Consider the following 24642-nt stretch of genomic DNA (forward strand, 5'->3'; position numbering starts at 1 on the left):
GGCTTTTTTTTATCAGGAGGAACGCAAAGCAATGACATTCACGGACCTGGTGATCATCCTGTTTATCCTTGCGCTACTGGCCTACGCGGTGTATGACCAGTTCATTATGCCGAGGCGGAACGGCCCGGTGCTGCTGGCCATTCCCCTGCTTCGCCGCAGCCGCGTTGACGGTCTGATCTTTGTCGGCCTCACCGCCATTCTGATCTATAACAACATTACCCAGCACGGCACCCCGATCACCACCTGGCTATTATCTGCCCTGGCGCTGATGGGTCTCTATTTATTCTGGATCCGTACGCCGAAAATCATTTTTAAACCGCGCGGTTTTTTCTTCGCCAACGTGTGGATAGAATATCAGCGAATTAAAGAGATGAATTTATCCGAGGACGGCGTGCTGGTGATGCAATTAGAGCAACGGCGGCTGCTTATTCGCGTACGAAATATCGACAACCTGGAGAAAATCTACAAACTTCTCGTTTCAACTCAATGAGTTATAAATATAGCCAGCGCTATATTTTCCAGTTTTTCTCTGGAAAAACATATAGCCATGGCTATATTTCCCCTGCCTCCTCTTCCCTTTTTTATTAACTATTTATTTACTTATAAATTCAAATGAAAATCGTTATCATTTGGTTATTAAAATAGCCGTCTTCTGTTATTGTTTTATATTCTAAAAATATGTTAAGGTTGCGCCCGTCGTTGGGGAGTAGCCGATTTCCTGTTTGCCAGGAAATGTACGTGTCAACATACTCGTTGCAAAACGTGGCACGTACGGGTTGAAGTGATTCAATCAGGCGAGACCATAGATACATCACTGCTGTACGTATTGCTCAGCCATTGAGCGGCTCCGCGTATATTTACTGGGGGCAGCGATGTGTCATATGGATTATCCCCGGTCAGGACACGCACATGAATTTATCCGCTACCATTCTTCTCGCCTTCGGCATGTCTATGGACGCCTTTGCAGCCTCTATCGGCAAGGGTGCCACCCTGCACAAACCTAAATTCTCAGAAGCCGTCCGCACCGGGCTGATTTTTGGCGTGATTGAAACCCTGACCCCGCTGGTCGGCTGGGGACTCGGCATGTTGGCCAGCCAGTTTGTCCTCGAGTGGAACCACTGGATTGCCTTTATTCTGCTGGTGTTTCTCGGCGGGCGAATGATCGTGGAAGGTGTTCGCGGCGACAGCGACGAGGCGTGCGACGCGCCTCGCCGTCATGGTTTCTGGCTGCTGGTCACCACCGCCTTCGCCACCAGCCTTGACGCGATGGCCGTTGGTGTGGGTCTGGCCTTCCTGCAGGTCAGCATTGTGACCACCGCACTGGCGATCGGCTGCGCGACGTTTCTTATGTCGACGCTGGGGATCATGGTCGGTCGCTTTATTGGCCCGCTGTTGGGCAAACGGGCCGAAATCCTCGGCGGTATTGTGCTGATTGGCATCGGCAGCGAAATCCTCTGGAGCCATTTCGCCGGTTAAGCCTTACGCCTCGCGCTGCCAGCAATGGATCATGAAGTCGGTCTGGCAGCCAAACGTCGCCTGCTGACGCAGCGCGGCGTGCACCTCAGGCTTAGCCCGCCACGCGAACGGCGTCATCTGCAGCAGCGCCTGCGCTTCACTTCCCGTCAGGGTCATCGGATAGGCCAGCTGCTGCTGAGCGTCCAGGCGGAATCCCGGCATCGCTTCCGTCTTCAGCTCATGCAGGCGTACCTCATCGTAAATCAGCCCTTTTAGCTCCAGCAGATGGCGGGGTCCCGGCGTGGCGGTGATCACCCATCCGCCAGGCCGCACCACCCGCGCCAGCTCTTCGGCGTTGCAGGGGGCGTAAATGCGCACTACCGCATCGAAGCTGTTATCAGAGAACGGCAGACGCTGGCTGGAGGCGACGCAAAAACTGACCTGCGGGTAGCGTTTTGCCGCCGCGCGGATCGCTGGCTTCGACACGTCCAGCCCCCAGCTATGGCTGGCGATGGTGGCAAACGCGTGGGTGTAATACCCTTCGCCACAGCCGATATCCAGTAAATCCGCAGGGGCGTGGTGCCGCAGCCGTTCGGCGATCGCCTCCCGTAGCGGCTGATAATGACCCGCATCCAGAAACGCCCGCCGGGCCTGCATCATCTCAGCGCTATCGCCGGGATCGCGCGACCGCTTGAACTGCACCGGTAGCAGATTGACGTACCCCTCTTTCGCCAGATCGAACTGGTGCCGCTGCGGGCAGGAATAGTGGTTGTCGCCGCGGCTTAACGGCGCGTGGCAAAGGGGGCAACTGTATGACATGACGGCTCCGGTGTTGCTAAAGGGCGAAAGTGTAGCGCTATTCGCCCCTGCAGACCACTGTTACAGCGCCGGCGCCAGCGGATGGCTGTCGTGCATCACGATCAGATTCTCCGCCCCTTGCGGCATGCCGTCCGGCATGACGTTCTCCAGCCGCAGGACATCCCCCATGATCTGGCTGAAGACCGGCGCGGACACCGCCCCGCCGTAATAGGAGCCATTACTCGGATCGTTCATCACCACCACCAGCGCAAACTGTGGACGACTGGCGGGCGCCACGCCGGCGGTGTAGGCCACATATTTATCGATATATTTGCCGTCCGGACCGATTTTCTTCGCCGTCCCGGTTTTTACCGCCACCCGGTAGTCGCGCACTGCCGCTTTGGTCCCGCCCCCGCCCGGGAGCGCCACGCTCTCCATCATATGCTCTACGCTGTGCACGATGTTCTCCGGCATCACCCGCGTACCTATCACCGGCGGATCGATGCGGGTTATCGATAACGGTCGTTCAATACCGAAACCGCCGATAGTCGCGTAGACGTGCGCCAGCTGGAGCGGCGTCACCATTAACCCATAGCCGAAAGCGAAGGTAGCGCGATCCAGCTGCCCCCAGTAGCGACGATGCGGCATCAGCCCGGCGCTTTCCCCGGTCAATCCCAATCCGGTCGGCTCGCCGAACCCAAATGCCTGATAGGTATCAAGCAGATGCTGCACCGGCATAGCGAGCGAGAGATGCGACACGCCGGTATCACTGGATTTTTGCAGGATCCCGGTCAGACTCAGCTCCGGATAATAGCCCACATCGCGGATGCGGTGGCCGTCGAGGACAAACGGATGGGTGTCCACCACGCTATCCGGCTGGACAATCCCCTGCTGGAGCGCGGTCATGATCACCAGCGGTTTGACGGTCGACCCGGGTTCGAAGGTGTCGCTGATGGCGCGGTTGCGGAAATCATCCAGCGTCGCGCTGTCGCGATTGTTCGGATTGAAGTCCGGGTAGCTGGCCATCGCCAGAATCTCACCGGTATCAATTTTGATCAATACCGCCGCCCCGGATTCCGCCTTATTCCAGCGAACGGCATTATCCAGCGCATCTTCGGTCACCGTCTGCAGACGTTCATCAATACTCAGCTGCAGATTATGCGCCGGGACTGGCGGCACTTCGGTAATATTTTCAATAACATTGCCATGTTTATCTTTGCGCACCAGGCGTCGTCCGGGTTTGCCGGTCAGCTGGGCATTAAAGCTTTTCTCCACCCCTTCGATGCCCTGATTATCGACGTTGGTAAAGCCCAGCAGATTGGCAGCCACATGACCAGCCGGATAGAAACGTCGCGATTCATCGCGCAGATAGACGCCCGGGAGATGCAGTTTATCAATCCACTCCGCCTGCTCCGGATTGATCTGACGCGCCAGATAGAGAAAACGGGCGTGAGGATGACTTTGTACCCGTTGGGCCAGCTCACCGAGGTTGAGATGCAGTGCTTCGGCCATTGCCTGCCAGCGAGGACCATAACCAACCCCACCCTTCTCCATGGTGGTCTGCGGGTCGATCCAGATAGCGCTGACCGGTACGCTCACCGCCAGCGGTCGTCCTTCGCGGTCGCTAATCATGCCGCGCTCCACCGCCACAGGCTCTTCGCGCAGAGAACGCATGTCTTCTTGTTTTACCAGGTTATCGGGAGAGACAATTTGCAGCCAGCCCACGCGGGCCAACAGCAGTCCCAGACAACCAAGAATGGCCACACAGAGTAACCCGAAGCGAATCGGGGTAAAGCTGGCGGCGGACTTCATTTTTTTCTTTAGCACCATAGCTCCGGCATCATTTTGCAACCATCTGATTTAACAGAAAATTAGCAAAACAGACTGCTACACAATGCTAATAAAGTTGACTATTTGCAACAAGACGCGACGGAAGGGGGTAAAATGACACGCTTTGCAATAAAAACGCAAAAGCCCCGCGCAGGCGAGGCTTTTATACAAGAAGAGTGGTCTTGTATCAGATAGCAGTTACGTTAACTGCAGCCGGACCTTTCTGGCCGTCCTGAATTTCGAACTCAACGTTCTGGCCTTCAGCCAGAGTTTTGAAGCCGTTACCCTGGATAGCGGAGAAGTGTACGAACACGTCTTTGCTGCCATCAGCCGGAGTAATGAAACCAAAACCTTTAGACTCGTTGAACCACTTAACTTGACCTTTAATCTTTGCCATTTGCAAAATTCCTTAGACTGTTTTCTTCGCCTGCTGGCGTTTACATAGATAAAACTGACACATAACTGCATGAGGCACTAATTTAAGGTTCGGCAGAGAAGCGGTATTCAACGACAACGTGTTTACTCAGGACTTCTTTACTGAAAATGCCACACATAAACAGAACTGTACCTCGTTTAACCCGAAACGTGTTATCACATACTACGTAAATAATGGCAAGCCATTTTTAAACGTGTCACGATCGTTCGCACAAATTATAAGGTAATCATTTGATCGCCTGCACATTTATGCGTCTTTGCCGCTCCTGGCAAGGCGTTATAGCATTCGCTAATATCACCTGGTTGCTGCCTCATTACTGCAACTTTTTTACCATAGCTCAACAACTTCGCTTCGTCCAGGTATGTACGTATACGAACCGCCATGCTGACGGCGCTTCGCTGAAGGCGATGAATATTGATGCGCATAATTACTCATAACAGCAGACGAAAAATCGCTAAAGCCGTACCAGTGTAGTGATAATAAAACCTGTTAGTCGTCACGCTAAAAATAGAGCTAATTCTGCACCTTAATAATGAAAAAATGATGACAGTGTCACATTCCAGGGCAATAAACGCGGCGGGAATGACTTTATTTACAGCGTGTAAAAAAGGGAATAATGCGCGGGGAAAGGAATAATGGAATAAGAATAAGCTATTACTGCCAGCTATCATGCAGGTGCGCATCTTATGATGCACACCTGTGGAGGTACTTAGCGCTCTGCCACCAGGCGGATAAACTCATCCTCTCCTTTCGCCTTGCCTGCGACGGTCGGCTCGGCCACGTCCTCTTTTTCCGGCGCATTAGCTTCGCAAAGGCGACGTAACAGCGCATTCTGCCGCTTTTGCTGATCCAGCAGCGCTTGCAGCAGTTCTATCTGCTCGTTCGCCCGCGAACTGGCGCGGTTGACGAAGAACCATAACAACAGACCGACAAGCAGCAACGCGACGGATACAGCCAGCGAAGCCAGATTTAAGATCCCAGGATTTAGTAACTCACTCATTTCACCACCTCAAAGAGAAGGCGTTCATTCTACCACCCACACCGCAGAAGGAAATCAGTCGTCAGAAAAATGTCTTACCACGGGATGAATTTATTGATAGTGCAAATGCCGCTGAAAAACTGAACATCCTGGTCGCACATTACGTTAAGCATCTGAGTCCACAGCAACAGGCAGCCTGCTATGATGACTATCAGTAAAACCCACCGTAATTTTTTCACTCCACTCTCCGCATTAGTACTTTATCTCACCAGGATAACACGGCCTTCTTAAACCGCGGCTAACTGTAATACGAACGGCAAGTTTAGGAATCATCGACTTGTTTCAAAACGTGTTCGTGTCAAAATCACGGCAAGGATCATACAAATAATGAGGCATCAATGCGATTAATCATTCGTACTATTGTCGTCGTGGCTATCTTATGGATTGGCGTATTATTAAGCGGCTATGGCGTATTATTCCACAGTGAAGAAAACGTCGGTGGTCTGGGTCTTAAGTGTCAGTATCTCACCGCCCGCGGGGTCAGTACCGCACTTTATGTGCATTCCAACAGCGGTGTGATCGGCGTCAGTAACTGTCCCATTCTGCGCAAAAGCGCAACCGTGGTTGATAACGGTTAAAATCACTCCGGCGAGCGCGACAATAGCACCGCGCTCGCCGGATGTTTCAGCTACCGCGTCAGAACGGGTAGTCGTTGTATCCCATTTGCTCAGAAATCTTGCGCGCCGCCTGATGCAGCATCGCCACATACTCATGCAAACGTTCTTCTGAGAAACGTAGCGTCGGGAAAGAGATGCTCAGTCCGGCGATAACCACGCCGAAACGATCGAACACCGGTACCCCGATGCAGCGTAGTCCCTCTTCCTGCTCTTCGTTATCTTCGCCATATCCCTGCTCGCGTACGCCATCCAGCACCTTCAGCAGCGCTTCCGTGCTGGTGATGGTCCGCTCGGTGCTGCGTTTATACTCCACGCCCTCGAGGATCTGCTCCACTTCGCTGCGATCGCGCCACGCCAGCAGTACCTTACCAATCGCGGTACTGTACAGCGGATTGCGACGGCCGATACGCGAGTACATCCGCAGATTGTACATCGAGTCAATCTTGTGGATGTAGACGATGCTGTCTTCATCCAGCGCCCCGAGGTGAATAGTCTCTTTCGTCAGCCGGGAGAGTTCGCGCATCTGAATATCGGCGCTGCGTACCAGGTCGACGTTCTGCAGCGCACGAGCGCCCAGCTCGAACAGCTTGAGCGTGAGGGAGTATTTCTCTGACTCGCCTTCCTGCGCCACATAGCCCAGTGATTTCATGGTCTGTAAAAAGCGATAAACGGTGCTTTTCGACATCATGACGCGCTGGGACAGTTCGGTAATGCCAATTTCACGCTCTTCACCCAGCGCCTGTAAGATGCCAAAAACCTTCAATACCGAAGAGACAGAATCTGGCTGTTTATCCAAATCTGCACCTGCCATTTATCACCTCGCCGTAACTGTTTTATAAAATTTAGAACCGGTTTTTATTATAAATTCGCCGCCTCTGCGCCGCAATCATTCTTCTGCCACTTCGTTACAAATCTGCGACATACTGCGGAATAATCAATGCTAAACTCATCATTCAAAAAACCGTTTCATTTAAGACTTATATTCACCATGGATAAAAATTCTTCCGATGGCGTGCCGCTGCCGCAACGCTATGGCGCCATTCTGACCATCGTGCTGGGGCTGACCATGGCCGTGCTCGACGGGGCTATCGCCAACGTCGCGCTCCCGACCATCGCCAGCGATCTTAACGCCTCGCCGGCGGCGTCAATCTGGATCGTTAACGCCTACCAAATCGCCATTGTCATCGCCCTGCTACCGCTCTCTTTCCTCGGCGATATGGTCGGCTATCGCCGCATCTATAAGATAGGCCTGGTGGTGTTTATCTTTACCTCGCTGGCCTGCGCCCTGTCGCGCAGTCTCGACATGCTGACCTTCGCCCGCGTCGCCCAGGGGCTGGGCGGCGCCGCGCTGATGAGCGTGAACACCGCGTTGATCCGCCTGATTTATCCGCAGCGCTTTCTCGGCCGCGGCATGGGCATCAACTCCTTTGTCGTCGCCGTCTCTTCGGCAGCAGGCCCGACGATCGCCGCGGCGATCCTCTCCCTTGCCTCATGGCAATGGCTGTTTTTAATTAACGTTCCCCTCGGGATCGTCGCTTTTGTTCTGGCCATGCGCTTTCTGCCACCCAACAGCGCGCGCAGCAAAATCATCCGCTTCGATCTGCCGAGCGCCATCATGAACGCCCTCACCTTCGGGCTGCTGATCACTGCGCTCAGCGGGTTCGCCCAGGGACAGTCTGTTCAGCTGGTGCTGGCGGAAGTGGCCGCCATGCTGGTGGTGGGCTTTTTCTTCGTTCGCCGCCAGCTCAGCATGCCCGTCCCCCTGCTGCCGGTCGACCTGCTGCGCATCCCGCTCTTCTCACTCTCTATCTGCACCTCCATCTGCTCCTTCTGTGCGCAGATGCTGGCGATGGTCTCCCTGCCCTTCTTCCTGCAGACGATGATGGGGCGCAGCGAAGTGGAGACCGGCCTGCTGCTGACGCCGTGGCCGCTGGCGACCATGGTGATGGCGCCGCTGGCCGGTTATTTGATTGAGAAATGCCATGCGGGACTGCTGGGGGCCATTGGGCTGCTGGTTATGGCCTGCGGCCTGTTCGGCCTGGCGCTGCTGCCCGAGTCGCCTTCCGATCTGGATATTATCTGGCGTATGGCGCTGTGCGGCGCCGGTTTCGGGCTGTTTCAGTCGCCGAATAACCACACTATTGTCGCCTCGGCTCCGAGCCATCGTAGCGGTGGCGCCAGCGGGATGCTGGGTACCGCTCGCCTGCTCGGTCAGAGCACTGGCGCGGCGCTGGTCGCCCTGCTGTTCAACCTGCTCGGCAACAGCGGCACCCATACCGCCCTGCTGCTGGCCGGCATTCTGGCGACCGTTGCCGCACTGATTAGCGGTCTGCGCGTCACCCAGCCGCGCGCGGCCTGATAAACGGCGGCAAAAAAAATCCGCAGCTTTCGGGCTGCGGATTTTTATTTTTAGCGTCGAACCGACGGATTACTTCAGATACTCACCGCTACGCAGGGCTTCAATACGTTTATCCAGCGGCGGGTGAGTCATAAACAGCTCGCTCATGGATTTCGCTTTACCATTGATGCAGAACGCCATCATGCTGCTGGCTTCCTGTGGCTCATAGCTGGTTTTCAGACGCTGCAGGGCAGCAATCATCTTCTCGCGGCCCACCAGTCGCGCCGAGCCGGCGTCAGCGTGGAACTCGCGATGACGAGAGAACCACATGGTAATAATGCTGGCCAGAATACCGAACACCAGCTCCAGCACCGTGGCGACAGCGAAGTAGATCAGCGGGTTACCATTGCTGCTCTCCCCTTCATCTTCCCGGTTGCCGCCGAGGAAACCGGCCGCAATCTGGGCAATCACGCGCGAGATAAAGATAACGAAGGTGTTCACCACCCCCTGAATCAGCGTCATGGTCACCATATCGCCATTAGCGATATGGCTGATTTCATGGGCAATGACCGCTTCCGCTTCATCACGGCTCATGTTTTGTAGCAGCCCGGTGCTGACGGCGACCAGCGAGGCGTCGCGACGCGCGCCGGTAGCAAAAGCGTTAATATCAGGCGCGTGATAGATAGCAACCTGCGGCATGGCAATGCCCGCCTGCTGCGCCTGTTGGGCGACGGTGTGCATCAGCCAGCGTTCCGTTTCGTTGCGCGGCTGCTCGATCACTTCCCCACCCACAGACTTCAGGGCCATCCATTTCGACATCATCAGCGAAACGATAGAACCACCGAAGCCGAACAGCAGGGCCATAATCAACAGACCGGTCATGCTGCTGGATTGGATCCCCGTGAGGCTTAACACCAGCCCGAACACGACCATTACTGCCAGGTTCGTCAGCAGGAAAAGCGCGATTCGCATCATAATTTTCTTTTTACCTCAATTTAACAAAACGCACTATGCGATTACCCACATCGTATGGGTCAGGCTGCAATTTTCAACCATCAACCCCCGCTAAGTCACGATAAAAACACAACTTTACATTTTGTAGCATCTTGCTGACAGCGGCCGGGCAGGTTGACATTTTGTTAGTTGAGCTGAAAGGTGATGACAAAAGCACAAAATAAAACAGGCACCCTCTGAGGTGCCCGTTTGTTATTTATTTACTGGCTGGCGGTTCCACCGCCGGGCGCGCTTTTTCAAGATGCGCCAGGTCTACCGCGATATGGACCGTTTCATCAAGATACGGATCCGGCTCCTGGTAATCCTTCGGCAGGTCATCCAGTTTTTTCAGCAGCGGTTTGCCTTCGCGTTTCAGGCGATCGTTAATCCGCGCCAGACGAATCGCATCATCCTCTTCGTTCTCTTTCTCACGCTGGGCGTAGTTCAGAGAGACGATGTTACGCTTGTCCTTCATCGCGTTATAACGGGCAATATCCTTCATGATGTACTGGAACTCTGGATCCTGCGCGATACGCTCATCATGGCGCTTGAGCAGTTCCGGTCCAAACGGGGTCAGATCCCCGGACTTCACGTAGGTGGCTGCGTTGATACTATCCCACGGCAGCGCGTTGTCTTCATACTGCTCGCCGGTCTCACGATCTTCATTACCGGTTGGCATCATGATATCCGGCGTCACGCCTTTACGCTGCGTACTGCCGCCGTTAATACGGTAGAACTTCTGGATGGTGTACTGGACGGAACCTAACGCCGGCCAGTCCGGACGCAGCATCTGATCGTAGATACGATTCAACGAGCGATACTGCTGTACCGTCCCTTTACCGAAGGTCGGCTCGCCAACGATCAGCGCGCGGCCATAATCCTGCATCGCCGCGGCGAAGATTTCAGACGCCGAGGCGCTAAAGCGGTCAACCAGCACCACCAGCGGCCCTTTGTAATAGACCACGCCGTCGTTGTCGCTGTCTTCGCGGACCTTGCCATTGTTATCACGGACCTGCACTACCGGGCCGGACGGAATAAACAGACCCGAGAGCGATACCGCCTCGGTCAGCGCCCCGCCGCCGTTGCTGCGCAGATCAATGACGATGCTGCTGACGTTCTGTTTTTCCAGCTTCTGCAGTTGCACCTTCACATCATCGGTGAGACCAACGTAAAAGCCCGGAATATCCAGCACGCCGACTTTTTCTTTACCAACGGTTTTCACCGACATCTTCACCGCACGGTCTTCCAGACGGATCCGCTCGCGGGTCAGGGTCACGATACGCGTCTTGGCCCCTTTGCCTGCCGGCAGGATCTCAAGGCGCACTTTGCTGCCCTTCGGCCCTTTAATCAGCGCGACCACGTCATCCAGACGCCAGCCGATGACATCAACCATCGGCTTCCCGGTCTGGCCAACGCCAACGATACGGTCGCCGACGCTGATCGCTTTGCTCTTCGCGGCCGGACCGCCCGCCACCAGCGAATTGATGACGGTGTAGTCATCATCCATTTGCAGGACAGCGCCGATCCCCTCAAGAGAGAGGCTCATCTCAGTGTTGAACTGCTCGGTATTACGTGGAGACAGGTAGTTGGTGTGCGGGTCGATTTCGCGAGCGAAGGCGGTCATCGCCAGCGAGAAGACATCTTCGCTGTTGGTTTGCGCCAGACGACGGATCGCGAACTTATAGCGACGCGTTAAGGTGTCGCGGATCTCTTTATCGTCTTTGCCCGCCAGCTTCAGGCTTAACTGGTCAAACTTCACCTTGGCGTCCCACAGCGTGTTCAGCTCGGCCTCATCTTTTGGCCACGGCGCTTTGGAGCGATCAAGGTTAAAATTATCGTTGCCGGTAAAGTCCATCGGACGTTCCAGCACTTTGAGCGCATACTGATAGCGCTCAAAGCGACGCTGCTGCGCCAGGTTGTAAAGGTCGTAGAAGACGTCCAGTTTCCCGGTGCGCAGTTCGTCGCCGATTTGATCTTTTTTGGCCGCAAACTTCGCCACATCGCTGGCCAGCAGCACATTGTGGCTGTAGTCCAGCAGGTTCAGATAACGGTCAAAAATCTTTGCCGAGAAGGCGTTGTCGAGATCAAACTGACGGTAGTGAGAACGGGTAAAGCGCGACGTCACGCGCTCGCTCACCGTCGCGTGCTGCGGCTCTTCTTTCAGCACGGGTATTTGATCTGCACGGGTTATTTCATCAACAGCGAAAGCATGGCCTGCTATTGCCAGCAGGCCCGCAAGCGCGGTGATTTTAAAAAATGTGTTCATGCCTGGCCCGGCCTCCGTTTCAGAACACCAGGTGTTCTGCGCGTACAATCATTGACATACCAGAAGTCAGCTGTACACGAACGCCATCTTTGGTGATTTCCAGAACGGTGGCGTCCATTGCGTTATTGCCTGCTTTTACCTTCAGCGCCTGGCCGACGGTCAGAACGGAAACATCCGAAACCGGAGTATGACGCTCTTCACGCGGGGCTTTGGCCGCAACAGGACGCGGTTTACGCTGTTCAGCGCCTTCTTTACGACGCGGCTGCTGAGGACGTGGTTTACGCTCGCGGCGACCCCCTTCATCCTGCTGACCTGCGGCGGCGGCGGCTTCGCGTTTTTTCGCCTGCTGGGCAGCGCGCTGCGTCTGAACGCGAGCTTTCGCTTCTTCCAGCTGCTGGCGCGCATGGGCAATGTGCTGTTCTTCCAGTTCGCCGCACGGGTTGCCGTCCAGGTCAACGCGGATAGCGCCGGCTTTCACGCCGTACAGATAACGCCAGCTGGACGTATAGAGACGTAATGCAGCGCGAAGCTGGGTTTTGCTGAGGTTCATCTCACCACCCACTCGCTCAACGAGATCCTGAAAAATACCAATTTTCAGGGGGCGCGCTTCGCCTTCAGCGCTAAAGCACTGCGGGAAACGTTCGGCCAGAAAGGCGATAACTTCTTTACTGCTATTCAACTTAGGTTGATTTTCCATGAAATTTCCTGATTACAACGGACGTAGCCAACAAGCCGCAGGCATGAACAGGCGACATTATAATGACGTCCTCGCTAAATGCTACGTTATCCGTTGATTATCCCACGACACGGGTAAAGATTTTTTGATAATCAGTGGCCGCGATAAGTTTTTCCAGTTGCTCGACCAGCGTGCGCAACCCCTGCTCATCTTCAGCTGTGAAGCGGCCGTACGCCGTGCTGTCGATATCCAGCACGCCGATAATCTGGTCGTTCACGCGCAGGGGAAAGACAATTTCTGAATTACTGGCCGCATCGCAGGCAATGTGACCATCAAACGCATGCACGTCCTCTACGCGCTGGACCTGGGCTTGCGCCACCGCGGCGCCGCAGACGCCGCGACCAACCGGAATGCGCACACAGGCCAGTTTGCCCTGGAACGGCCCCAGTACCAGGGTATCGCCTTCCAGAAGATAGAAACCGGCCCAGTTGACCTCGCTCAGCCGCTCGAACAGCAGCGCGCTGGTATTGGCGATCATCGCCAGAAAACTGGTTTCACCTGCCATTAATGCCTGGAAATCGCGGTTCAGATCCGCGTAAAATTCTGTTTTGCTCATTATATCTTCACTTGGTTGTCTTACTGCCTGATACGTACAGCCTACTAAAATAAGCATTAAATGCGCTTAGGCTCAAGATGAATTCATTCATAGGTTAAGATAGTGGGATACATTCATTCCTGTACGTAATAAATGCCGATAAAAACACCAACGATTAAACCTGCGAAGAAGTTGGTCGTGCATGCCGTCAGCACACCGCTTCCCTATGCGCATTATCAGCGCTGTACGCAGTGTGACATGCTCTTTCGCTTACCGGTGCTTAAACGCAACCAAAGCGCCTGGTGCCCACGCTGCAACGCCAAGGTGCGCGATGGGCGCGACTGGTCGCTGACGCGTTTGGGCAGCATGGCCGTTGCGATGCTGCTGCTCATGCCTTTTGCCTGGTCGGAGCCTCTGCTGCGCCTGCACCTGCTGGGCGTGCGCATCGACGCCAACGTCCTGCAAGGGATCTGGCAGATGACCGCGCAGGGTGACCCGCTTACCGCCGCCATGGTGCTGTTTTGCGCGGTGGTCGCCCCGGTGCTGCTGGTGGTCTCGATTAGCTATCTCTGGCTGGGCAACGTGCTGGGGATGAACCTGCGCCCGGTGCTGCTGATGCTCGGCAAGCTCAAAGAGTGGGTGATGCTGGATATCTATCTGGTGGGTATTGGCGTCGCCACCATCAAGGTGCAGGATTACGCCTTTCTGCAGCCCGGCATCGGCCTGGTGGCGTTTATCTCGCTGACGCTGCTGAGCATCCTGACGCTTATTCACATGAACGTCGAAGAGCTGTGGGAGCGTTTCTATCCTGAACGGCCGGCGACCCGCGCCGATAACAATTTACAGGTGTGCACCGGCTGCCACTACACCGGCTACCGCGACGCGCGTGGCCGCTGCCGACGCTGCCACTCCCCGCTGCATCATCGCCGGCCGCAGAGCCTGCAGCGCAGCTGGGCGGCGCTGATTGCCTCGCTGATATTTCTCTTACCAGCCAACCTGCTGCCGATCTCGATCATCTATGTTAACGGTGCGCGCCAGGACGATACGATCCTTTCCGGGATCATCTCCCTTGCCAGCAGCAATATCGCCATCGCCGGAGTGGTATTTATCGCCAGTATTTTGGTGCCATTCACCAAAGTTATAGTGTTATTTACCCTATTGGTCAGCATACAATTCAAGTGCGAGCAAGGCTTGCGCACCCGCATCCTGCTGCTGCGGCTGATAACCTGGATTGGCCGCTGGTCGATGTTGGATCTGTTTGTTATTTCACTCACCATGTCGCTAATCAATCGCGATCAGCTCCTCGCTTTCACCATGGGGCCGGCGGCGGTTTACTTCGGCGGTGCGGTAATTTTAACTATTCTTGCAGTTGAATGGCTGGACAGCCGCTTACTTTGGGACGCACATGAGTCAGGAATCGCCCGCTTCGCAGACTGAAGCCAGAATAAAAACTAAACGCCGTATTTCGCCATTCTGGCTGTTGCCGGTCATCGCGCTGCTGATTGCCGCCTGGCTCATCTGGACCAGCTTTGACGACCGCGGATCGACGATTACCATCGATTTCCAGTCCGCTAACGGCATTGTGCCGGGGCGGACGCCTATCCGTTATCAGGGGGTCGAGGTCGGCACCGTCCAGGATATTAGCCTCAGTAAAGATCTGAGTAAGATTGAGGTTTCCGCCAGCATCAAACGCGATATGAAAGATGCGCTGCGCAAAGAGACCCAGTTCTGGCTGGTCACCCCAAAAGCCTCTCTGGCGGGGGTCTCCGGGCTGGATGCGCTGGTGGGCGGGAACTACATTGGCATGATGCCTGGCAAAGGTGAGCCCGAAGATCACTTCGTGGCCCTCGACACTCAGCCGAAATACCGCATCAACAACGGCGAGCTGATGATCCACCTGCAGGCGCCGGACCTTGGCTCCCTGAACAGCGGCTCGCTGGTCTATTTCCGCAAGATCCCGGTCGGGCGCGTGTATGATTTCACCCTGAATGCCAATAATCAGGGGGTCACCATCGATGTCCTGATCGAGCGCCGGTTTACCAACCTGGTGAAAAAAGGCAGCCGATTCTGGAACGTCTCCGGGATCAAAGCCGACGTCGGCCTGAGTGGGGCAAAAGTGCAGCTGGAGAACCTTTCTGCGCTGGTGAACGGCGCTATCGCCTTCGATTCACCTGCCGATTCGCAGGTTGCGGCGCAAAACGATGACTATCATCTGTACGAAGATCTGGCGCATAGCCAGCGCGGTGTGCTGGTCACCCTCGACCTGCCCGACGGCGATGGGCTGAAAGCAGGCTCGACGCCGCTGATGTATCAGGGGCTGGAAGTGGGTCAGTTAAGTAAGCTGAATCTTAACCCCGGCGGCAAAGTGACCGGCGAGATGACCGTCGACCCGAGCGTGGTGACGCTGCTGCGTGAGAAGACGCTGATTCAGATGAAGAAGCCGAAAATTTCCCTCGATAACCCCAGCGTCAGCGCCCTGCTCACCGGCAATACTTTTGAACTGGTACCCGGTGAAGGCGAGCCGCGCAACCACTTCTCCGTCATGCCAGCAGATAAAGCGCTGCTGGAGGAGCCCAACGTCGCCACCGTCACGCTCTCGGCGCCGGAAAGCTACGGGATTGACGGCGGCCAACCGCTGGTGCTGCACGGAGTAAAAGTCGGCCAGGTGCTGGAGCGCAAACTGACCGCCAAAGGAGTGACCTTCCAGGTCGCGATTGCCCCCGAATACCGCGATCTCATTCGCGGTGACAGTAAGTTTGTGGTTAACAGCCGTCTGGATGTCAAAGTCGGACTCGATGGCGTGCAGGTGCTGGGGGCCAGCGCCAGCGAATGGGTTAATGGCGGGATCCGGGTCATTCCGGGAGAAAAAGGCGAAATGCAGAGCAGCTACCCGCTGTACGCCAACCTCGAAAAGGCCCAGGAAAACAGCCTGAGCGAAGTGCCGACCACGACCTTAAGCCTCTCAGCCGAGACCCTGCCTGACGTTCAGGCCGGCTCGGTGGTGCTGTATCGTAAATTCGCCGTCGGCGAGATCATCGCCGTCAAACCGCGCAAAGACGCTTTCGATATCGATTTGCATATCAAGCCGGAGTACCGCTACCTGCTGAGCAACAACAGCGTCTTCTGGGCCGAAGGGGGGGCGAAGGTCAAACTTGACGGCAACGGACTCACCGTTCAGGCCTCGCCGCTGGCGCGCGCCATTAAAGGGGCGATCAGTTTCGATAACCTCAATGGCAGCAGCGCCAACGCGCGGCTGAATAACAAACGTATCCTTTACGCTTCGGAAACGGCGGCGCGCGCCGTGGGCGGCCAGATCACCCTGCACGCGTTTGACGCCGGGAAGATGGCGGCCGGGATGCCGATTCGTTATCTCGGCATCGATATCGGTCAGATCCAGTCCCTGGAGCTGATCACCGCCAAAAACGAAGTGCAGGCGAAAGCGGTGCTCTACCCGGAATACGTCGGTACCTTCGCCCGGGCCGGGACCCGCTTCTCGGTGATCACCCCGCAAATCTCCGCCGCGGGCGTCGAGCATCTCGACACCCTGTTCCAGTCCTATATTAACGTTGAGCCGGGACGCGGGCCGGCGCGCCGCGACTTTGAGATCCAGGATACGACGATCAGCGACTCACGTTATATCGACGGCCTGAACATCGTGGTGGAAGCGCCGGAGGCGGGGTCGCTTGGCATCGGTACGCCGGTCCTGTTCCGCGGCCTTGAGGTGGGGACGGTCACTGGCCTGTCGCTGGGGTCAATGTCCGATCGGGTGATGGTGAAACTGCGTATCAGCAAGCGCTACCAGTATCTGGTACGCAATAACTCGGTGTTCTGGCTGGCCTCGGGTTACAGCCTCGACTTCGGCCTGATTGGCGGCGTGGTGAAAACCGGGACCTTCAACCAGTTTATCCGCGGCGGGATCGCCTTTGCCACGCCACCGGGGACACCGCTGGCGCCGAAGGCCCAGGATGGCAAGCACTTCCTGCTGCAGGAGAGCGAGCCGAAAGAGTGGCGGGAATGGGGCACCGCCCTGCCGCAGTAACCCTCACAACGCCTTCTCCCGCACCGGCCAACGCCGGGGGCGGGAAGATGACTCACCGCACGCCCCGGTGTCCTGCACCGGGGCGTTTGTGCTAAACTGCGCACCCTTTTTTTCTGTGGTGCGCTGCCTGTGGCCGAAAATACTGTCTATTTCCCTGAAGCGTTTCTCGCTCAAATGCGTGCGGCAATGCCCGCGCATCTCTCTTTCGACGACTTTATCGCCGCCTGCCAGCGCCCGCTACGCCGCAGTATTCGCGTCAACACGCTGAAAATCAGTGTGGCCGATTTTCTGTCTCTGGTCGCCCCGTATGGCTGGCAGCTGACGCCGGTCCCCTGGTGTGAAGAGGGATTCTGGATCGAGCGGGACGGCGACGATGCCCTGCCGCTGGGCAGCACCGCCGAACATCTCAGCGGGCTGTTCTATATTCAGGAGGCAAGCTCGATGCTGCCGGTCGCCGCTCTGTTCGCCGATAACCCGCAGCCTGAACGGGTGATGGATGTTGCCGCCGCGCCGGGGTCTAAGACCACCCAGATTGCCGCCCGAATGGGTAACGCGGGCGGCATTCTGGCCAATGAGTTCTCCGCCAGCCGGGTGAAGGTGCTGCATGCCAACATTAGCCGCTGCGGCATCAGTAACGTCGCCCTGACTCACTTCGACGGCCGGGTTTTCGGCGCGGCGCTACCCGAAGCTTTCGATGCCATCCTGCTTGATGCCCCCTGTTCGGGCGAAGGCGTAGTGCGTAAAGATGCTGACGCACTGAAAAACTGGTCGCCGGAGAGCAACCTCGACATTGCCGCCACCCAACGCGAACTTATCGACAGCGCCTTTCATGCCCTGCGCCCTGGCGGGACGTTGGTGTATTCGACCTGTACCCTGAATCGCGAGGAAAACCAGTCGGTTGTTCAGTGGTTACTGTCCCGTTATCCGCAGGCGGTGGAGATCCTGCCGCTGGGAGATCTGTTTTCCGGCGCGGCCGATGCCTTAACCGCAGAAGGATTTTTGCACGTATTCCCGCAGATCTACGATTGCGAAGGCTTCTTTGTCGCTCGCCTGCGCAAGACCGCGGCGATCGATCCGCTCCCGGCGCCAGGCTATAAGGTCGGCAAATTCCCGTTTACGCCGCTGAAGAGCCGGGAGGCCGCCGCGGTAACTGCCGCCGCCAGCGCTGTTGGCCTGGTGTGGGACGCAGGTCATACGCTGTGGCAGCGGGATAAAGAGCTGTGGCTGTTCCCGCAGGCTATGGAGCCCCTGTTTGGTCAGGTGCGTTTTTCACGCATCGGCGTACGCCTGGCAGAGGTGCACAATAAGGGGTACCGCTGGCAGCATGAGGCGGTTATCGCCTTTGCCGCGCCGCAGCGCGCCTTCGAGCTGACCCAGGAGGAAGCGGAGGAATGGTATCGCGGACGCGACGTCTATCCGCAGACCGCGCCGCAGCAGGATGAGGCCATCGTGACCTTCCAGGGTGTCCCGCTGGGTCTGGCCAAGCGCGTCGGCTCCCGTCTGAAGAATAGCTACCCGCGCGAACTGGTGCGCGATGGGAAACTTTTTGCCGGCAAGGTGTGACGCCGCGCAAAAAATGCGCACTTTTTGACTGGCGGTTTTCACCCCATTGACTACGCTGAAAAATGACGGCCTCAACTGGTCGTACCACAACTCAGCTGAAAAATGGGGTGAAGCGATGAGTAAAACCAATGTCCGCATCGGCGCGTTTGAGATAGACGATGCCGAACTGCACGGTGAACATCAGGGAGAGCGAACGTTAAGTATTCCCTGCAAATCCGATCCAGATTTATGTATGCAGCTTGACGCCTGGGATGCCGATACCAGCGTGCCCGCTATTCTCAATGGCGAACATTCCGTGCTCTACCGTAAACATTACGACCGCCAGTCTGATGCCTGGGTCATGCGCCTTGCCTGACTCAAATGAACCCGTCGCCTGAGACGGGTTATTTATTTCCCCGTCCCGCCGTCATCCCCTACACTAAAGAGTATGTGAACCCGAGCATGAGGCCAGGATGTTTGCCTTGGTGTTGTTTATTTGCTATCTGGATGGCGGCTGCGAGGACATTGTGGTTGACGTCTACCGCGAGGAAACGCAGTGCTTAGTGGCGATGGAGGATCAGCGGATCCGCCACGGCGGCTGCTATCCGATAGAAGATTTTATTGATGGCTTCTGGCAACCCGCCAGCGAATACAGCGATTTTTAACCTGCCGATTGTAGCGCCACCAGCGTCAGCGTTCCGCCAAACACGGCGCCCGTATCAATATAGTGTTGATTATCGCGTTCATAAGGCGTGCGAAGCGGCGTATGGCCAAACCAGAAATGGTCTGCTCCGGCGATGGCGCCATGACGTCCCGCCAGATGTTCGCTCAGGCGATGACGGCTCCATAACACCCGCTGGGGATCCACCGGCTGCTGCCAGCGATAGACTGGCGCCGGATAATCGGCATGGGCGATCACATGCCGGGCATCTGCACACCCAACTTCAATAATCAACGGTAGCCGCTGACAACGCGCTAACAGCCGGTCGGCTTCGGCCCGCTGCTGCGCGGTGCCCCGGCCATACCAGTCGCCGCCATTCATCTGCCAGAGTGCCATATCCCCGCTCTCCAGCGCCTCCAGCGCCATCTGTTCATGATTCCCCCGAACGGCCCTGAACCAGCGGCAGCGCAGCAGGCCGAGGCAGTCAGCGCTCTGCGGTCCGCGATCGATCAGATCGCCCACGGAAATGAGCAGATCGGCCCAGGGATCAAAGCGCAGCTGACGCAGGCGGCCCATCAGTAGCGCAAAGCAACCATGCAGATCGCCCATCAGCCAGATATTACGCCAGTCGCTACCATTAATACGTTGATACATATAATTACCTCTCTGCTGTAATTATAGGTAATTGCGCCGAATCCCCGTGATTTTTATTTACACCTCAATCGATTTTAAACAAACGGGAAATATAGTCGGCCAGAGGATTAAGCTTATCAGAAGCTCGCTTTAAAATAGGAGGAAATAACAACGAGGTGTTTATCGTGACAGACAATAGCCTGCATTCAACCAGCGTGCTTGCGCCGCGCTCGCATCTTATTGCCGATCTGGTGATGGGCAGACTAATACCTGCACCTATCTGGCGGCAGAAAAATTTTCGCCTTAAATTTCTGCTGCGTACGGCGTTATTTTATAGCCCCACCAAAGCAATGCTTGAGTCGCTTAGCGCCCGTGACGATTTTAATCAGCTTCTGACCGCGCAGGCGACCTTGCCGGGGAAAGTGCACCGTCAGTACCTGACGCGCGATCTTAACGCCTGGCAGAGGGCGATGGCGGTGATAAGTCATTATCGCTACATCGATACCCTGCAAGGGTCGCTGCTGGCGCATGCCATGACCGCGGTGAGCGAGGTCCCGCTGCTGACGCTGAACGGAAAAGACGACAGCCCGTTCACTCTCTCCGCCTCCTCAGCCGGGAAGGCTGAGCGCGAGGGCGAAACCACATTATGGCTACGCGACGGCGATCACACCCTGTTGGCCAGCGCAACCTTTAGCGTGACCTGGGACGGTGAAGCCTGGCAACTGGTCATCGGCGGCCTGCAGGGGCCACGGCGCCACGTTTCCCATGAGGTGATTAAGCAGGCCACTCGCGCCTGCTTCGGCCTGTTCCCGAAGCGCCTGCTGCTGGAGTTCATTTGGCTACTGGCCGCTCGCAGCGCTATCGAGTCGATTTATGGCGTCAGCGATAACGGCCATGTGTTCCGTGCCCTGCGCTATCGTCTGAGCAAGGGCCGCCATTTCCACGCCAGCTACGACGAGTTCTGGCAGTCCATCGATGGTAAGCCGGAAAGCGCATGGCGCTGGCGGCTGCCGCAGCGTCTGGAACGAAAATCACTGGAGAGTATCGCCAGCAAAAAACGGGCCGAATACCGGCGTCGGTTCCAGCTGCTGGATCAGCTGGCTGAGCAGGTGGACATCCTGACGCAACCGCGCCATGGTGCGTAAATTTCGCTGCGGATAGCGCCGCGCTGACACGCGGCGTTTGCTTATTCGGTCGTTATTTCGCTACTATCATGGCCCCTGGCGCCATTGGATAGTGGTTGGCATGATGAGTAAAACCGAAATTTTCCTGCTGATTCTTCTTGCGGTCATTCTGCTGGGCTGCGTATGGTTTATTTTTAGCGATGAAATTTGGCTTTTGCTCTGCTATCTCGAAAGTAAAATATATCCCACCTTTAGCGTCCCTGAATAATTTTAGCCGCTGTAAATAGCGGCGCATTCGCTTATTATTTTTAGCGATACGGTCGTTCATTGATAGCTAATCGCATGAATTGCCAAACCTATTAGACTTTGCTTATTTTATTTGTCATACAAATGTGTATACTAGCAGGCTTCCGATGTTGGCCCGCCAGTTAACCTGCACGCCGGGCCTGGTTAGGTGCAGGTTTTTTCTTTTCTCTTTCCACCCCAGCTTCAGATCTCTCCTTCCCGACGCCCCCCTTCCTCAGGATGCGATTTGTGTGTAAATGGATTGTGTATGCTAAAAACGGTGTGCTATAACGGGACATCCAGAGGCCAGCCTGGGGTTTGACTGACATGATGTCGCTGGCTATTGCGAAAGCAGAAGGTTACCGATAAAAAGAGACCGAATACGATTCCTGTATTCGGTCCAGGGAAATGGCTCTTGGGAGAGAGCCGTGCGCTAAAAGTTGGCATTAATGCAGGCTAAGTCGCCTTGCACTATAAGAATAGTTTAACGCGTCAGCTTTTCCAGTCCGTGGCCAATGTGGTCGTATAATTCCTGGGAAACGGCTGTCAGCCAGTAAAAAACCGCCACTGCCGTTATCCGGCAAGGGCGGTTTTTTTTATGCTATTACAGTAAGATAACGCGGAACGCTAGCAGAGCTTCTGCGCTCGCTCGATAAATGGCGCAAGGCTCATTTTTTGTCCCGGGTGCTGCGGATCGTCGATCTGGATCACCGAGATCGGCTGCGCGGTCGTCTTGCCGGCTTTAACCTGCTGTTCCGCGACGTCATTGAGCGGATACTGGACCAGCGTACTCGGGTTGATGGCGTAAAGCGCGTTACCCGGACGGCAGGTCAACATCACCTCTTCACGGTTGAACGCCCAACTCTCCTTCCCCACTTCAAAGCGGCTCACGGTGATAATTTGCGGCGCCGCCAGAGCAGCCCCGGAGCTTGCCAGTAACAACATGGTCAGAACAATTTTTTTCATGATTTTGCCAGTTAATTCAATAAGGTTCCCAGGTGGCAAACAGACTGACGGCCAGCAGCGCCAGCGCGCCCAGCCCTATCTCAGCCTGCGTGGTTCGCAGGATCAGGCTTTCCGCCCGCGAACCGCTTGCCGACATGCGCGGTACCAGAACATACCTGTTCACTAAGGCAATTACCACCATCCCGGCGACCAGCGCACATTTGATCAACAGCATGCGTCCCCAGGGCGAGGTTCCGATCACCGCCCCCTGGATCAACAGCGCATTGACCACGCCGCTGGCAAGGGTGCCGGCCACCGCCAGATGTCCATAACGCGAAAAGCGCGCCATGGTATAGACCGCAGCCTGACGCCAGCGCCCCTGCGCCAGACGCAGGCAGTAGATGAAGGGCAACAGGCCGCCGAACCAGCTGGCGACGCAGAAGAGGTGGACGGCATGATTAGTCCGCTGCAGGGCGCCGAGTAAGCCATCGTGCATAGCAGCATGCCCAACCCCGGCGGAAAGCAGCAGCTGGGCCGCCAGCAGGGCCATCAGTTGCCTGGCGCCGTGATGGGGGCGGATCCACACCACGGCGAGAGCAGTCAACGCCAGCAGGATCTGCCAGATCCACACCCCGCCGAAGCGGGTACCCGCTACCGCCTGCCAAACGGCGGGCTGCCAGACATCCGCCCAGCCGTCGCCCATTATCCCCCCCTGCAGCAGATACAGCGCCACGGTTGAGAGCGCGCCAATCAACATCAGGGGGCGTAATAGCGGATAAAAGCGGTGCATCAGCACGCGCCTCAGCGGTACCGGCGCCCACCAGGCGCCATACAGCACGCAGCCAAAAGCCAACGTCAGGGTGATAAAGTGCCCAAAACGCAGCGTGATATAGAGCCCGGTCAACATCGATCACTTCACGCTAAAAGTGTATTGCCCTTTGGTTTTATGGCCGTCAACCGAGACCACATGCCATGCTACGGTGTACTCCCCCGGAGACAACGTTTCCGCCAGGGGTAAGGTGACCTGAGCGGGGTTGTCAGCGCTGCGGGTCAGTTTACCGGCGGCTACCGCGTGCTGCTGCGGACCGGTGACGGTCACGCCGCTGAAGGCCGGTTCGATCCCTTCGGAGAAACTGAGCGTCAGCGTCTGAGGGGGCGCGGTCAGTTGGGCACCCGCGGCGGGGATCTGCTGTTGCAGGTGAGCATGGGCGAAGGCGCCTGCCGCGGTTAATATACCGGCAAACGCAACGGAGAGGCGCAACGCGCGTCCAGCGAGGAGTCGCATATTCGTCATTCCCTTTTGTTATGTCTGTAGGACAGAGAATAACCCTGTATAATGGCAGAGTCGAGCTAAGCGTCAGCGCCTCGACCGGGTTTACCAGCACACTGGAGTTAATAATGGAAAGAAATCTGGCCAAAATTTCGCAAGCTGAGATGGATAAGGTCAACGTCGATCTCGCCGCCGCCGGCGTCGCCTTTAAGGAGCGATATAACATGCCGGTGGTCGCTGATTTGGTCGAGCGTGAGCAGCCCGCCCATCTGCGCGACTGGTTCCGCGAACGACTGATCGCCCATCGGCTGGCCTCTGTCTCGCTTTCCCGACTGCCCTGGGAGCCGAAGCAGAAATAATGCGCGCCCGCCTGCTCCCCATCGGTTGGCAAGACCACCCAATTCCTTTACGCTTGTTGTTTTGCTCTGGAGCGAGCCATGCTGCGCGTCATTGATACCGAAACCTGCGGCCTGCAGGGGGGCATCGTCGAAATCGCCTCGGTCGATATTGTCGACGGGCGAATCACTAACCCGATGAGCCATCTGGTGCGTCCTGATCGGCCCATCACGCCGCAGGCGATGGCTATCCACCGTATAACGGAAGAGATGGTCGCCGATAAGCCGTGGATTGAAGAGATTATTCCGTATTATCTTGGCAGCCCCTGGTATGTCGCGCACAACGCCAGCTTTGACCGCCGGGTGTTACCGGAGATGAGCGGCGAGTGGATTTGTACCATGAAGCTGGCCCGCCGCCTGTGGCCGGGGATCAAATACAGCAATATGGGGTTATATAAATCACGTAAGCTGAATGTGGCGACCCCGCCGGGGCTGCATCACCACCGCGCGCTGTATGACTGCTATATCACCGCCGCGCTGCTGCTGGATATCATCAACGTTTCCGGCTGGACGCCTGACGAAATGGCCGATATCACCGGCCGCCCGGCGCTGCTCACCACCTTTACCTTCGGCAAATACCGGGGTAAAGCGGTGGCCGAAATTGCTGAAAACGACCCCGGCTACCTGCGCTGGTTATTCAACAATCTCGACCGGATGAGCCCCGAACTGCGTCTGACCCTCAAACACTACCTCGGGGAATAATCG

At 56.4% G+C, this 24642-nt stretch carries 27 protein-coding genes, 2 pseudogenes and 1 riboswitch; of the genes and pseudogenes, 13 read left to right on the forward strand and 16 right to left on the reverse strand.

Annotation, left to right across the window (positions count from 1 at the left end; all coding sequences use genetic code 11):
- Positions 1 to 31: 31 nt before the first annotated feature.
- A complete protein-coding gene (locus tag SPE70_RS16455) occupies positions 32 to 490 on the forward strand; it encodes a DUF986 family protein (protein ID WP_064170580.1) in 459 nt (152 codons plus the stop codon).
- A 199-nt stretch (positions 491 to 689) separates the two neighbouring features.
- A riboswitch (yybP-ykoY riboswitch) is annotated at positions 690 to 792 on the forward strand.
- A gap of 117 nt (positions 793 to 909) precedes the next feature.
- Entirely contained in the window at positions 910 to 1476 is a 567-nt protein-coding gene (gene mntP / locus SPE70_RS16460; protein ID WP_008804287.1) for a manganese efflux pump MntP, read from the forward strand.
- Between the two features lie 3 nt (positions 1477 to 1479).
- Here mntP and rlmA read toward each other — a convergent pair whose 3' ends face one another.
- The 7 genes and pseudogenes from rlmA to mgrB all read right to left on the reverse strand — a co-directional run bounded on the left by rlmA (position 1480) and on the right by mgrB (position 5737).
- The gene (gene rlmA, locus SPE70_RS16465) at positions 1480 to 2274 is read right to left on the reverse strand and encodes a 23S rRNA (guanine(745)-N(1))-methyltransferase (protein ID WP_008804286.1); all 795 of its coding nucleotides are present in this window, start codon (positions 2272 to 2274) and stop codon (positions 1480 to 1482) included.
- Between the two features lie 60 nt (positions 2275 to 2334).
- Positions 2335 to 4083, reverse strand: coding sequence for a peptidoglycan glycosyltransferase FtsI (ftsI, locus tag SPE70_RS16470; protein WP_008804285.1), 1749 nt, complete (start codon positions 4081 to 4083; stop codon positions 2335 to 2337).
- Positions 4084 to 4270: 187 nt separating this feature from the next.
- Positions 4271 to 4480, reverse strand: a complete 210-nt coding sequence (gene cspE / locus SPE70_RS16475; RefSeq protein ID WP_001062678.1) for a transcription antiterminator/RNA stability regulator CspE — start codon at positions 4478 to 4480, stop codon at positions 4271 to 4273.
- Between the two features lie 85 nt (positions 4481 to 4565).
- A pseudogene (locus SPE70_RS16480) lies at positions 4566 to 4637 on the reverse strand (DUF2627 domain-containing protein); the annotation flags it as partial.
- 97 nt (positions 4638 to 4734) lie between these two features.
- Positions 4735 to 4944 carry a hypothetical protein gene (locus SPE70_RS16485; protein ID WP_153242727.1) on the reverse strand — a complete coding sequence of 70 codons (210 nt, stop codon included), beginning with the start codon at positions 4942 to 4944 and terminating at the stop codon, positions 4735 to 4737.
- A gap of 284 nt (positions 4945 to 5228) precedes the next feature.
- Entirely contained in the window at positions 5229 to 5519 is a 291-nt protein-coding gene (locus SPE70_RS16490; protein WP_002911374.1) for a YebO family protein, read from the reverse strand.
- Positions 5520 to 5593: 74 nt separating this feature from the next.
- A complete protein-coding gene (gene mgrB / locus SPE70_RS16495) occupies positions 5594 to 5737 on the reverse strand; it encodes a PhoP/PhoQ regulatory lipoprotein MgrB (RefSeq protein WP_002911375.1) in 144 nt (47 codons plus the stop codon).
- A 159-nt stretch (positions 5738 to 5896) separates the two neighbouring features.
- Here mgrB and SPE70_RS16500 point away from each other — a divergent pair, with 159 nt between their 5' ends.
- Complete coding sequence (locus tag SPE70_RS16500; RefSeq protein ID WP_008804283.1) at positions 5897 to 6136, forward strand: YobH family protein; 240 nt, start codon at positions 5897 to 5899, stop codon at positions 6134 to 6136.
- Positions 6137 to 6194: 58 nt separating this feature from the next.
- Here SPE70_RS16500 and kdgR read toward each other — a convergent pair whose 3' ends face one another.
- Positions 6195 to 6986 carry a DNA-binding transcriptional regulator KdgR gene (gene kdgR, locus SPE70_RS16505; RefSeq protein WP_008804282.1) on the reverse strand — a complete coding sequence of 264 codons (792 nt, stop codon included), beginning with the start codon at positions 6984 to 6986 and terminating at the stop codon, positions 6195 to 6197.
- 177 nt (positions 6987 to 7163) lie between these two features.
- On the opposite strand from kdgR, the gene SPE70_RS16510 reads away from it, so the two are divergent.
- The gene (locus SPE70_RS16510) at positions 7164 to 8534 is read left to right on the forward strand and encodes an MFS transporter (RefSeq protein WP_032731027.1); all 1371 of its coding nucleotides are present in this window, start codon (positions 7164 to 7166) and stop codon (positions 8532 to 8534) included.
- A gap of 69 nt (positions 8535 to 8603) precedes the next feature.
- Here SPE70_RS16510 and htpX read toward each other — a convergent pair whose 3' ends face one another.
- The 4 genes and pseudogenes from htpX to SPE70_RS16530 form a co-directional block, all read right to left on the reverse strand.
- The gene (htpX, locus tag SPE70_RS16515) at positions 8604 to 9488 is read right to left on the reverse strand and encodes a protease HtpX (RefSeq protein WP_008804280.1); all 885 of its coding nucleotides are present in this window, start codon (positions 9486 to 9488) and stop codon (positions 8604 to 8606) included.
- Positions 9489 to 9723: 235 nt separating this feature from the next.
- On the reverse strand, positions 9724 to 11772 hold the full coding sequence (gene prc, locus SPE70_RS16520) for a carboxy terminal-processing peptidase (RefSeq protein ID WP_008804279.1): 2049 nt from the start codon (positions 11770 to 11772) through the stop codon (positions 9724 to 9726).
- A 19-nt stretch (positions 11773 to 11791) separates the two neighbouring features.
- Complete coding sequence (gene proQ, locus SPE70_RS16525; protein ID WP_022066247.1) at positions 11792 to 12469, reverse strand: RNA chaperone ProQ; 678 nt, start codon at positions 12467 to 12469, stop codon at positions 11792 to 11794.
- An 81-nt stretch (positions 12470 to 12550) separates the two neighbouring features.
- A pseudogene (locus SPE70_RS16530) lies at positions 12551 to 13064 on the reverse strand (GAF domain-containing protein).
- A 132-nt stretch (positions 13065 to 13196) separates the two neighbouring features.
- Between SPE70_RS16530 and yebS the strand changes: the two are divergent.
- The 5 genes from yebS (at position 13197) to SPE70_RS16555 (ending at position 19289) form a co-directional block, all read left to right on the forward strand.
- Positions 13197 to 14480 carry a membrane integrity lipid transport subunit YebS gene (yebS, locus tag SPE70_RS16535; RefSeq protein ID WP_039103966.1) on the forward strand — a complete coding sequence of 428 codons (1284 nt, stop codon included), beginning with the start codon at positions 13197 to 13199 and terminating at the stop codon, positions 14478 to 14480.
- Positions 14449 to 17082 (forward strand): PqiB family protein, encoded by a 2634-nt coding sequence (locus SPE70_RS16540; RefSeq protein WP_016161386.1) that lies wholly within the window; start codon positions 14449 to 14451, stop codon positions 17080 to 17082. The genes yebS and SPE70_RS16540 overlap by 32 nt, the downstream gene beginning before the upstream one ends.
- Before the next feature lie 129 nt (positions 17083 to 17211).
- Positions 17212 to 18645: a 16S rRNA (cytosine(1407)-C(5))-methyltransferase RsmF gene (rsmF, locus tag SPE70_RS16545; RefSeq protein WP_008804274.1), complete on the forward strand. Its 1434-nt coding sequence runs from the start codon at positions 17212 to 17214 to the stop codon at positions 18643 to 18645.
- 115 nt (positions 18646 to 18760) lie between these two features.
- Positions 18761 to 19000 carry a YebV family protein gene (locus tag SPE70_RS16550; protein ID WP_002911393.1) on the forward strand — a complete coding sequence of 80 codons (240 nt, stop codon included), beginning with the start codon at positions 18761 to 18763 and terminating at the stop codon, positions 18998 to 19000.
- A 97-nt stretch (positions 19001 to 19097) separates the two neighbouring features.
- Positions 19098 to 19289, forward strand: coding sequence for a YdfD/YebW family protein (locus SPE70_RS16555; RefSeq protein ID WP_002911395.1), 192 nt, complete (start codon positions 19098 to 19100; stop codon positions 19287 to 19289).
- On the opposite strand, the gene pphA is transcribed toward SPE70_RS16555, so the two are convergent.
- Positions 19286 to 19939 (reverse strand): protein-serine/threonine phosphatase, encoded by a 654-nt coding sequence (pphA, locus tag SPE70_RS16560; RefSeq protein WP_008804273.1) that lies wholly within the window; start codon positions 19937 to 19939, stop codon positions 19286 to 19288. The two genes, SPE70_RS16555 and pphA, sit on opposite strands and share 4 nt — an antisense overlap.
- 155 nt (positions 19940 to 20094) lie before the next feature.
- On the opposite strand from pphA, the gene SPE70_RS16565 reads away from it, so the two are divergent.
- On the forward strand, positions 20095 to 21063 hold the full coding sequence (locus SPE70_RS16565; protein ID WP_162493241.1) for a VirK/YbjX family protein: 969 nt from the start codon (positions 20095 to 20097) through the stop codon (positions 21061 to 21063).
- A gap of 103 nt (positions 21064 to 21166) precedes the next feature.
- Positions 21167 to 21310, forward strand: coding sequence for an Ecr family regulatory small membrane protein (locus tag SPE70_RS16570; protein ID WP_048268691.1), 144 nt, complete (start codon positions 21167 to 21169; stop codon positions 21308 to 21310).
- Between the two features lie 644 nt (positions 21311 to 21954).
- Here SPE70_RS16570 and SPE70_RS16575 read toward each other — a convergent pair.
- The 3 genes from SPE70_RS16575 to yobA are packed head-to-tail and all read right to left on the reverse strand — an operon-like array spanning position 21955 to position 23557.
- Positions 21955 to 22293, reverse strand: coding sequence for a YebY family protein (locus SPE70_RS16575; protein WP_008804271.1), 339 nt, complete (start codon positions 22291 to 22293; stop codon positions 21955 to 21957).
- Between the two features lie 16 nt (positions 22294 to 22309).
- Positions 22310 to 23179 (reverse strand): copper homeostasis membrane protein CopD, encoded by an 870-nt coding sequence (gene copD / locus SPE70_RS16580; RefSeq protein WP_060619401.1) that lies wholly within the window; start codon positions 23177 to 23179, stop codon positions 22310 to 22312.
- Between the two features lie 3 nt (positions 23180 to 23182).
- On the reverse strand, positions 23183 to 23557 hold the full coding sequence (gene yobA, locus SPE70_RS16585) for a CopC domain-containing protein YobA (protein WP_012541261.1): 375 nt from the start codon (positions 23555 to 23557) through the stop codon (positions 23183 to 23185).
- Positions 23558 to 23670: 113 nt separating this feature from the next.
- On the opposite strand from yobA, the gene SPE70_RS16590 reads away from it, so the two are divergent.
- Together SPE70_RS16590 and exoX are read left to right on the forward strand one after the other, a co-directional pair.
- Positions 23671 to 23901, forward strand: coding sequence for a DNA polymerase III subunit theta (locus tag SPE70_RS16590; RefSeq protein ID WP_012541260.1), 231 nt, complete (start codon positions 23671 to 23673; stop codon positions 23899 to 23901).
- Positions 23902 to 23979: 78 nt separating this feature from the next.
- Positions 23980 to 24639 (forward strand): exodeoxyribonuclease X, encoded by a 660-nt coding sequence (gene exoX, locus SPE70_RS16595; RefSeq protein WP_012541259.1) that lies wholly within the window; start codon positions 23980 to 23982, stop codon positions 24637 to 24639.
- Positions 24640 to 24642 lie beyond the last annotated feature (3 nt).

Source organism: Klebsiella sp. ZJOU C1, from assembly GCF_035620215.1.
GTDB lineage: Bacteria > Pseudomonadota > Gammaproteobacteria > Enterobacterales > Enterobacteriaceae > Klebsiella > Klebsiella variicola.